At 61.0% G+C, this 9,490-nt stretch carries 7 protein-coding genes and 2 pseudogenes; 2 read left to right on the top strand and 7 right to left on the bottom strand.

The genetic code is table 11. The annotated features are described in order from the left end of the window. Positions 1-140: 140 nt before the first annotated feature. The 3 genes from AB5Y47_RS00860 to ilvY all read right to left on the bottom strand — a co-directional run bounded on the left by AB5Y47_RS00860 (position 141) and on the right by ilvY (position 3,997). Positions 141-2,714, bottom strand: coding sequence for a bifunctional acetate--CoA ligase family protein/GNAT family N-acetyltransferase (locus tag AB5Y47_RS00860; protein WP_049636092.1), 2,574 nt, complete (start codon positions 2,712-2,714; stop codon positions 141-143). Between the two features lie 90 nt (positions 2,715-2,804). Further along, the gene (locus AB5Y47_RS00855) at positions 2,805-2,996 is read right to left on the bottom strand and encodes a hypothetical protein (protein WP_010676124.1); all 192 of its coding nucleotides are present in this window, start codon (positions 2,994-2,996) and stop codon (positions 2,805-2,807) included. 107 nt (positions 2,997-3,103) lie between these two features. Then, on the bottom strand, positions 3,104-3,997 hold the full coding sequence (gene ilvY, locus AB5Y47_RS00850; protein WP_043153306.1) for an HTH-type transcriptional activator IlvY: 894 nt from the start codon (positions 3,995-3,997) through the stop codon (positions 3,104-3,106). 193 nt (positions 3,998-4,190) lie between these two features. Between ilvY and ilvC the strand changes: the two genes are divergently transcribed. Further along, positions 4,191-5,672: a ketol-acid reductoisomerase gene (gene ilvC / locus AB5Y47_RS00845; protein WP_039041087.1), complete on the top strand. Its 1,482-nt coding sequence runs from the start codon at positions 4,191-4,193 to the stop codon at positions 5,670-5,672. Between the two features lie 163 nt (positions 5,673-5,835). Here the strand turns inward: ilvC and pgi are convergent, their stop codons facing one another. After that, the gene (gene pgi, locus AB5Y47_RS00840) at positions 5,836-7,485 is read right to left on the bottom strand and encodes a glucose-6-phosphate isomerase (protein ID WP_039040994.1); all 1,650 of its coding nucleotides are present in this window, start codon (positions 7,483-7,485) and stop codon (positions 5,836-5,838) included. A 421-nt stretch (positions 7,486-7,906) separates the two neighbouring features. Here pgi and AB5Y47_RS00835 point away from each other — a divergent pair, with 421 nt between their 5' ends. Then, positions 7,907-8,095, top strand: a complete 189-nt coding sequence (locus AB5Y47_RS00835; protein ID WP_029314882.1) for a hypothetical protein — start codon at positions 7,907-7,909, stop codon at positions 8,093-8,095. Positions 8,096-8,210: 115 nt separating this feature from the next. Here AB5Y47_RS00835 and AB5Y47_RS00830 read toward each other — a convergent pair whose 3' ends face one another. From AB5Y47_RS00830 to AB5Y47_RS00820, 3 genes and pseudogenes are all read right to left on the bottom strand, one after another. Then, on the bottom strand, positions 8,211-9,047 hold the full coding sequence (locus tag AB5Y47_RS00830) for a mechanosensitive ion channel domain-containing protein (RefSeq protein ID WP_042864726.1): 837 nt from the start codon (positions 9,045-9,047) through the stop codon (positions 8,211-8,213). A 173-nt stretch (positions 9,048-9,220) separates the two neighbouring features. Further along, a pseudogene (locus tag AB5Y47_RS00825) lies at positions 9,221-9,304 on the bottom strand (nucleoid occlusion factor SlmA); the annotation flags it as partial. A 27-nt stretch (positions 9,305-9,331) separates the two neighbouring features. Beyond that, positions 9,332-9,415, bottom strand: a pseudogene (locus AB5Y47_RS00820) (nucleoid occlusion factor SlmA); the annotation flags it as partial. Between the last annotated feature and the right edge of the window lie 75 nt (positions 9,416-9,490).

The following is a 9,490-nucleotide window of genomic DNA, read 5'->3' as shown; positions in this document are numbered from 1 at the left end:
GTGTGGCATTCGCCATGCGAGAGTAGGACACTGCCAGGCACCCAATACAAGAAACCCCGCTCACTCGAGCGGGGTTTTTTATTGCCTGAAATTCACGTTATCCATCCATATCTGGTTGATTTACCACCACGATTGCATCGTTATACAACCTGATCAGCGCAGGGAAGCTCCATGTTGACTATCCCATCTTCCAGCTGAATATCGATCTTGAAACCGAGCCGTTTGGCCAGATTGATCATGCCGCGATTGCTGGGCATGGTCATGCCAGAGAGCTGGCCTATGCCACGCTCTCTGGCATAGCGCACGATCTTTTCCATCATCAACTTGCCGAGTCCGAGGCCTTTCAAGTCTGAGCGGACCAGGATGGCAAACTCCGCATCCGATTGATCCGGGCTGGCAATGGCTCGCACCACTCCCAGGATCTGCTGGCTGAAAGGGCCGTCCTGACCCACGGCGACGAAGGCCATTTCCCGGTCATAATCGATCTGGGTCATGCGGGCCAGCTCCTCATGCCCCAGCTCCCCCACGTCGGCGAAGAAGCGTTTGTACCTGTCTTCATCAGACACCTGCCGCACGAACTGCTTGTGGGCCGGCTCGTCTTCGGGGCGAATGGGGCGCAGCAGCACATGACTCTGATCTTTCAGCCAGGCACCCTCTTCCAGCTCGGTGGGATAGGGGCGAATGGCCAGTGGCAGAACTTGTTGTCCTCGCTCTGCCAGGACGAGCCGGGCATCCAGGATCACCATCTCTTCATCACAGGCCTGCAGCGGGTGCAGATCCAGTTCTTGTATCTCGGGGAAGGCCAGCAGCAGCTCGGAGAGCTGGCACAGCACCTGGCCGAGGGCGTCGATATCGAGCCGTACCGGACTGGCCTGCTCGCGGATCTTGCCATCCTTGAGGGCACCAATGATCTGGTAGCGAGCCAGTGCCTGGTTGAGGGGAGGAAGGGCCGCGACCATGTCGCGGGGCTCGGCGCCGGATTCCCCGAGCAGGATGACGGGGCCGAAGACCGGATCCTGCTGCAAGCGGATCCGCAGCTCCAGACCCCCGCTGCGGCGTGCCATGCGTTGTACCAGAAGCCCTTCTATGCGGGCGCCAGGATCGCGCTGACGTACCCTGTCTAGAATGGCATCCGCCGCCTGGGCGACTTCCGCCGAGGTGCGCAGGTTCAGCATGACACCGTGTACATCGGATTTGTGGGCGATGTCGGGAGATCGCAGCTTCACCGCTACGGGGTAGCCAATCTGTTCTGCAGTCAGTGCTGCCTCGATGGCATCGGAGACGATCCAGGTCGCGAGGGTGGATAGCCCGGCTGCCTGCAAGATGGGATGGGCCAGGTGGGTGTCCAGCACCCGCTGCTGGCGGTCCAGCGCTTGCCCAAGGAGCTGCTGGCAGCGCTCGACATCGAGCCTGTCGCCTTGCAGGGAGGCCGGTGTTTCCATCAACTGTTTCTGGTTGCGGCGATATTCCACCATGTGCATGAAGGCCGTGACGGCGCTTTCCGGGGTGCGATAGGTCGGGATGCCCGCCTCGTTGAACAGGCGTCTCCCCTCTTGGGCGGAGTATTCGCCTGCCCAGTTGGTCAGTATGTTGAATCGTCTGGCCCTGGGATGCTGCTTGATGAAGTCGATCAGGTTGCTGGCGAGGGTGACACCTCGGGCGGTGAGGGACGGTGCATGGATCAGCAGGATGGCATCGGCACTGTCCCCTTGGAGCAGCGTCTCGAGTGCACTCTTGTAGGCCTCGATATCTGCATCGCTGCCGATGTCGAGGGGTGGCATCGCCAGCTTGCCTCCCCGAGACAGCAGTACGTCTGCGGCCATGTTGGCGAGACCGCGCCCGTTGGAGAGGATGGCGAGCCGCTCCCCCTTGAGGGTCAGGGAGTGGCTCAGGGTCTCGACAGTGGCAAACAGTTCGTGGGTATCCCGGACGCGCAGCATGCCAGCCCGGCGGATGGCGGCATCATAGACATTGTCGAGACCGTTGGCCGGGTCGTGCCGACCGCTCTTGAGGATCAGGATGGGTTTGTTACGCGAGGCGGCACGGGCGGCGGAGAGAAAGTGCCTGGCATCGTGCAGCTTGTCCATGTAGATCAGGATGGCGCGGGTCGTCCCGTCCCGGGAGAGCTGATCCAGCAGTTGGCCAAAGTCGATGTCGCAATGATCGCCTAGGGAGATGAAGGCCGAGAAGCCGATTTCGCGCTGCTTGGCCCAATCCAGGATGGTGGTGCTGACCGCTGCAGACTGGGAGAGAAACGCCACCTGTCCCGGAGTCGCTGCAATGGGGGAAAAGCTGGCGTTGATACCCTGCCCGGGGAGCAGCATGCCCATGCTGTTGGGGCCGAGCAGCCGGATGCCGTATTGCTGGCACAGATGCTTGAGCCGCAGGCGCTCGTCAGTGGAGAACTGGGCGGCCAGTATGATGGCGGCTCCGGTTCCTTTCTTGCCGAGCTCCTCGATGAGCGGCAGTACCCGTTCGCGCCGGGTACAGACGATGGCGAGATCGGGGGAGAAGGGAAGGCTCTCTATGTCCGGATAGGCGAGCACGCCAGCGATGGCCTGGCTGCGGGGGGCTACGGGTAGTATAGGGCCCTGGAACTGACCCGCCAGCAGGTGCCGGATGACCACATGGCCTGCCTTCTGCGGATCACTGGAGGCGCCGATGACGGCGATCGAGTGAGGTTTGAAGAGCCGATCCAGGCCGCTTTGTTTCATGGGCACTCCTCGTGGTGGCCCCCGGGGCGAGGGGGACGGATGGTGCCAGTCTAATACGCTTTGCGTGCGGGTTCTGTGACCGATTGCGGATCACGATCTGGCCAGTGCGCTGGCGCGCAGATAAAAGCGCAGCTCCCCCTGAATGCATTGCACCGTGGCGAGGTGCCTGTCCTGGAGATAGATCTCCTGCTCCCGATCGAGTTCATGGCGCTGGACCCCGAGGCTTTGCAGATATTCTGCGAACAGGATGGCACTGCGGATTTCGACAAGATGCTGGCTCACGCTCTATTCCTTGATGGTGGCTGGATGGTGCCGGCCAGTGTCCCCTCTTCTCCCCCACTTTCATACTGATACATTTGACACTCACAGTGGCTCCGACGCCTGCCGGATCAGCGAAGGCCTCCCTGGCCGCGTGCGGTGTCCCAGAAGGCGCGGATCAGCGGCTCTTCCAGCCGCTTCTTGAGCACGGCGATGCCGACGTCGAACGCCTTGAGCGCCGGTTTGGGCTCTACCACACGCACCTTGTCCCCCATGGGGCTGTGATCGATGACGGCGGCAGGCACGACACCCACACCGAAGCCGAGGGCCACCATGGCGACGATGCCCTCGTTGCCCGCCACTTCTGCATAGATGTTGGGAGCTATCCCCTTGTTGCGAAACCATTGATCACAGCGCTTTCGGGCCAGCCCCTGCTCGGAGAGGATCAGTGGCAGCCGCTCCCAGTCTGGCTCTCCCTGAGAAAACCACTGGCTCTGCTGCGGTGCGGTGCGGGGGGCGATGAACACCAGCGGTACCTGCTGCAGACTGGCAAATTCCAGCTTGGCGGAGAGGGCATCCGGGCGGGCGGCGATGGCGAGATCGGCTTCGTCAGCCAGGATCTTGTCCACCGCCAGCGCCGGGTCGCCGGTCTCCAGCTTGATCTCCAGCTGGGGATAACGGCGGCGAAAGCGCTCCAGTACTTCGGGCAACAGAAAGTAGCTGGCGGTGACCGAACAGAAGACCCGCAACCGCCCTTGCAGCGGCTCGTCGCTGCGCTTGAGCTCCTGTTTGAGTTGGCGCCACTCCTGCAGCAAGGCACCGCCAAACTCCCGCAGCTTGTCACCAGCAGGGGTGAGCCGCACCGAGCGGTTGTCCCGCTCGAACAGCACGCAGCCGGTCTCCTGTTCCAGTCGCTGGATGGCGCGGCTCAGGGTGGAGGGGCTGACCGCCATGGCATCGGCGCTTTTGCCGAAGTGGAGGGAGTCGGCGAGGTGGAGAAACAGTTCGAGATTGCGAAGGTCCATCTTTTTATTCCTGCGGCGTTGTCAGGCGCCCTGTAGCACGATGGCTCGGCGGCGGGAGATTGCGGGAAATCACATTTCAATTCCTGCAACGTACTGTTTCGAATATATCAGTTCAGGCAATAAGTGTCCCGCGCTATAGTGGTTTCGACAACGCCGCCATCCGGCATGGAATCAATCGAACGGAGCAATCACCATGGCTAACTATTTCAACACCTTGAACCTGCGTCAGCAGTTGGCCCAGCTGGGCAAGTGTCGTTTCATGCAGCGCGAAGAGTTCGCGGACGGCTGCAACGTGCTGAAGGGCAAGAAGGTGGTGATTGTGGGCTGTGGCGCCCAGGGCCTGAACCAGGGTCTGAACATGCGCGACTCCGGGCTGGACATCTCCTACGCCCTGCGCAAGGCCGCCATCACCGAGAAGCGCGCCTCCTGGCAGAAGGCCACCGACAACGGCTTCGTGGTCGGCACCTATGAAGAGCTGATCCCGACCGCCGATCTGGTGCTGAACCTGACTCCGGACAAGCAGCACTCCGACGTCGTCAAAACCGTGATGCCGCTGATGAAGCAGGGCGCCGCGCTGGGCTACTCCCACGGCTTCAACGTGGTGGAAGAGGGGCAGCAGATCCGTTCCGACATCACCGTCGTGATGGTTGCGCCCAAGTGCCCGGGTACCGAAGTGCGTGAAGAGTACAAGCGCGGCTTCGGCGTACCGACCCTGATCGCCGTCCACCCGGAGAACGATCCCCAGGGCGAGGGCATGGCCATCGCCAAGGCGTGGGCCTCTGCTACCGGTGGTGACCGTGCCGGCGTGCTGGAATCCTCCTTCGTCGCGGAAGTGAAATCCGACCTGATGGGCGAGCAGACCATTCTGTGCGGCATGCTGCAGGCCGGTTCCCTGCTCTGCTACGACAAGCTGGTTGCCGAGGGCACCGACCCGGCCTATGCCGGCAAGCTGATCCAGTTCGGCTGGGAGACCATCACCGAGGCCCTGAAGCAGGGCGGCATCAGCTTGATGATGGACCGCCTCTCCAACCCGGCCAAGCTGCGTGCCTTCGAGCTCTCCGAGCAACTGCGCACCCTGATGCGTCCGCTGTTCGAGAAGCACATGGATGACATCATCGCCGGCGAGTTCTCCCGCGGCATGATGGCTGACTGGGCCGAAGACGATGCCAAGCTGTTCGGTTGGCGCGAAGAGACCGGCAAGTCCGCCTTCGAGAATGCCCCTGCCTATGCCGGCAAGATCGCCGAGCAGGAGTACTTCGACAATGGCGTGGTCATGGTGGCCATGGTCAAGGCGGGTGTGGAGCTGGCGTTCGAAACCATGGTGGCCTCCGGTATCTATGAAGAGTCTGCCTACTACGAGTCTCTGCACGAGCTGCCGCTGATCGCCAACACCGTCGCCCGCAAGCGTCTGTACGAGATGAACGTGGTCATCTCCGACACCGCGGAGTACGGCAACTACCTGTTCGCCAACGCCGCCGTGCCGCTGCTGCGTGAGCACTTCATGCCGACCCTGCAAGCAGGGGACCTGGGCAGTGCCCGTGCCGAGAGCAAGGCGGTGGACAACCTGGCCCTGCTGGCTGCCAACGAAGCGACCCGCAACCACCCGATCGAGAAGATCGGCCAGACCCTGCGTGGTTACATGAAGGACATGAAGCGTATTGCCGTCGGCGGTTAAGCCTTCGCTGAGCGGCATCGGAAGGGGCGGGGATGACGATCCCCGTTACTGGCTGGCTTAGACACCTGGCCTGTCGTCCGGATGATGCAAACAGACAGATTGAAGCCTATAAAAAAGCCCCGCTCATCGAGCGGGGCTTTTGCATTCTGGAGGGCGGGAGCAATCAGGCCTTCCAGGCTTTCCAGGTGTTGATCAGGCCGTTGGTGGAACCGTCGTGGCTGGTGACGGCTTCATCGGTGCCCAGCTCCGGCAGGATCTTGTTGGCCAGCTGTTTGCCCAGCTCCACACCCCACTGGTCGAAGGAGAAGATGTTCCAGATTGCACCCTGTACGAAGATCTTGTGCTCGTACATGGCGATCAGGGAGCCGAGAGTTTTCGGGGTCAGCTGCTTGAAGAGGATGGAGTTGGTCGGGCGGTTGCCTTCGAACACCTTGAACGGCACCAGATCCTTGACCTGCTCCAGGGTCTTGCCGGCGGCCAGGAACTCGGCCTCCACCGCTTCCTTGCTCTTGCCGAAGGCCAGGGCCTCGGTCTGGGCGAAGAAGTTGGCCAGGAGCTTCGGATGGTGGTCACCGATGGGGTTATGGCTGATGGCCGGCGCTAGGAAGTCGCAGGGGATCAGCTTGGTGCCCTGGTGGATCAGCTGGTAGAAGGCGTGCTGGCCGTTGGTACCCGGCTCACCCCAGATGATGGGGCCGGTCTGGTAGTCCACCGGATTGCCGTCGCGGTCCACGTACTTGCCGTTGGACTCCATGTTGCCTTGCTGGAAGTAGGCAGGGAAGCGATGCATGTACTGATCGTACGGCAGGATAGCTTCGGACTCGGCACCATGGAAGTTGTTGTACCACAGGCCGATCAGGGCCAGCAGTACGGGCACGTTCTGTTCATAGGCGGCAGTGGCGAAGTGCATGTCCATCTCGAAGGCGCCTTGCAGCAGGGCCTCAAAGTGCTCGAAGCCGAGGGAGAGGGCGATGGGCATGCCGATGGCGGACCAGGAGGAGTAGCGGCCGCCGACCCAGTCCCAGAACTCGAACATGTTGTCGGTGTCGATGCCGAACTCGGCAACGGCCTTGCCGTTGGTCGACAGGGCGGCGAAGTGCTTGGCAACGTGGGCCTTGTCACCGGCATGACCGAGGAACCAGTCGCGGGCGGTCAGGGCGTTGGTCATGGTCTCCTGGGTGGTGAAGGTCTTTGAGGCCACCAGGAACAGGGTGGTTTCCGGATCGATCTTCTTGAGCGTCTCGGCGATGTGGGTGCCGTCGACGTTGGAGACGAAGTGCATCTCCAGGTGATTCTTGTAGGGGCGCAGGGCCTCGGTGATCATGACGGGGCCCAGATCGGAGCCACCAATGCCGATGTTGACCACGTGCTGGATGGCCTTGCCGGTATAGCCCTTCCACTCGCCACCGATGACCTTCTCGCAGAAGCCCTTCATCTTGGCCAGTACGGCGTTCACTTCCGGCATCACGTCCTTGCCGTCAACCTCGATGGGACGGTCGGAGCGGTTGCGCAGGGCGGTGTGCAGTACGGCGCGCCCTTCGGTCATGTTGATCTTGTCGCCGTTGAACATGGCGTCGATGGCGCTGCGCAGATCGGTCTCGCCAGCCAGGTTCACCAGCAGCTTGAGGGTCTCTTCGGTGATCAGGTTCTTGGAGTAGTCGACCAGGATGTCGCCACCGAAGGTGAGGGAGAACTTGTCAAAACGCTTGGGATCCTGTGCGAACAGATCCTTGAGACGCATCTCCTTGTTGGCTGCAAAATGGGCTTCCAGTGCCTGCCAGGCCTGGGTCCGGGTTGGATTGATATTTTTCATAGGATTATCAGTCTTCCAAGTTGTGTTTGAACCTTGCAGGCAAGGCTCCCGCCAAACCTTATTATGCGAGCATTATACCGGGCACTCCGTGCGCCCCGTGTAACAGAGCATTACCAATTGTCTGCAACGAGGGAGTGTACAACCAAAACAGTGCGATTATGAGTCACTCAGTACCCCGGGATCTTGCGTTCGCGCATGCTTGTTCGGGTTGAAAAGGCTTTCATTTCAAGGGGAGCGCGGCCGTGGCTCTGGAAAGCTGGCGTGACAGATCAAAGGGTATTCAACAGACGCTCATCGGACGGTTTTTTGAGCAGGCGCAAATGGTGGGCAACAGACGCTGGCTATCATATGAGCCGAATGGACGAGATCTCCCAGGGATGGCCAAGGTATGGAATCAATGGTGTGGAATGAGGAGATCGAGATGAAAGCCCTGTTATCCCTGTTTGCCCTGAGCCTGATCGCCACCGGCCTCATCGGTTTGCTGACCCTGACGCTGGCCAATGCGGCGCCGACGTTGGAGATCCGCGTACTGGCGGTGATCGGAGCCGTGCTGGGGGGTTATGTGCTGATGCAGCCCCTGCTCAACCGGGTTGCACGCCGGCTGGGGTGAGAACGCGGTGCGACCTGGTGCGCAAGACCGGCCTGTGGCCGGTTTTTTCATGTCACAGAAGGCAGAAACGACAGTGCCAGCCCGAAGGCTGGCACTGGAGAACGCACACCGAGGATCAATCCGCCGTCTTTTGCATGTGGACCACACGCTGGGGAAAGGGGATCTCGATGCCCTCGGCGTCGAAGGTGAGCTTCACCTTCTCGTGGAAGTCGAACCAGACGCCCCAGTAATCGCCGGTCTTGACCCAGGGGCGCACCACGATATTGACCGAGGAGTCGGCCAGCGCGGCGACGGCAATGGTGGCGGCCTGCTCCTTCAGGATGCGGGGCTCTTCGCTCACCAGCCGCTCCAGGATCTGTTTGGCCTTGCGCAGGTCGGAGCCGTAGCCGATGCCGAATGTCATGTCGACGCGGCGGGTATCCATGCGCGAGTAGTTGACGATGGTGCCGTTTAGGATGGCGGAGTTTGGCACTACCACCATCTTGTTGTCACCCGAGGTGAGGGTGGTGGTGAAGAGCTGGACCGATTGCACAACGCCATTGGTGCCTGCCACCTCGATGAATTCCCCAGCCTTGATGGGGCGGAAGATGATGAGCAGGAAACCGGCGGCAAAGTTGGAGAGAGAGCCCTGCAGCGCCAGACCGATGGCCAGACCGGCGGCACCGATAATGGCGACGAAGGAGGCGGTCTGCACCCCGACCCGGCCCAGGGCGGCGATCACTACGAACACCAGGATGGTGTATTTGAGGATGCTGCCGACGAAGTGGGTGACGGTGGTGTCCAGCTTGCGGGTCTGCATCACCTTGACCACGCCACCGCTGAGAAGGTTGGCGGCAATGTAACCGACCAGCAGGGTGATCAGGGCGGCGGCGATGTTGACCGCATACTCGATGATCAGTCCCTGGTTGTTGGTCAGCCAGGTCTGTGCTTCGGTAATGATCTCGGGTTCCATAGGATGTCCTGTTGGTGTGAAGATTTATGGCAGATGAATCTAACACTTGAGCGCGACAAGCTGGGTCGCATCTGGTGCTTGTCTCTTCTTTTGTGCCACAAAAAGCAAGGGAGGCCAAGGCCTCCCGTTTTGTCACAACCCTGCTGGCGCAGGGACGCTCGGCATGTGCGCACTCAGCTTTGCAGCTGCTGGCTGCGGATAAACTGCCACTGATCTTCAAACCCGGCGGTGGGTTTGATTGTGAACTCGGAGCGGACGTGCATTGGTGGATGCGGTCTGCTGGCTCAGCTTTGCAGCAGCTGGCTGCGGATAAACTGCCACTGATCTTCAAAGCCGGCAGTGGGCTTGATTGTGAACTCGGAGCGGACGTGCATTGGTTGATGCGGTCTGCTGGCTCAGCTTTGCAGCAGCTGGCTGCGGATAAACTGCCACTGATCTTCAAA

Source organism: Aeromonas sp. R7-2 (assembly GCF_040908105.1).
Classification (GTDB): Bacteria; Pseudomonadota; Gammaproteobacteria; order Enterobacterales; family Aeromonadaceae; genus Aeromonas; species Aeromonas caviae.
The sequence above is the reverse complement of the archived record's forward strand: the minus strand, read 5'-3'. Positions and strand labels throughout refer to the sequence as shown.

Coding starts and splice junctions, on each gene's coding strand:
- AB5Y47_RS00860 (WP_049636092.1), bottom strand. CDS start 2,714: ATGAAACAAAGCGGCCTGGATCGGCTCTTCAAACCTCACTCGATCGCC.
- ilvY (WP_043153306.1), bottom strand. CDS start 3,997: ATGGACCTTCGCAATCTCGAACTGTTTCTCCACCTCGCCGACTCCCTC.
- ilvC (WP_039041087.1), top strand. CDS start 4,191: ATGGCTAACTATTTCAACACCTTGAACCTGCGTCAGCAGTTGGCCCAG.
- pgi (WP_039040994.1), bottom strand. CDS start 7,485: ATGAAAAATATCAATCCAACCCGGACCCAGGCCTGGCAGGCACTGGAA.
- AB5Y47_RS00835 (WP_029314882.1), top strand. CDS start 7,907: ATGAAAGCCCTGTTATCCCTGTTTGCCCTGAGCCTGATCGCCACCGGC.
- AB5Y47_RS00830 (WP_042864726.1), bottom strand. CDS start 9,047: ATGGAACCCGAGATCATTACCGAAGCACAGACCTGGCTGACCAACAAC.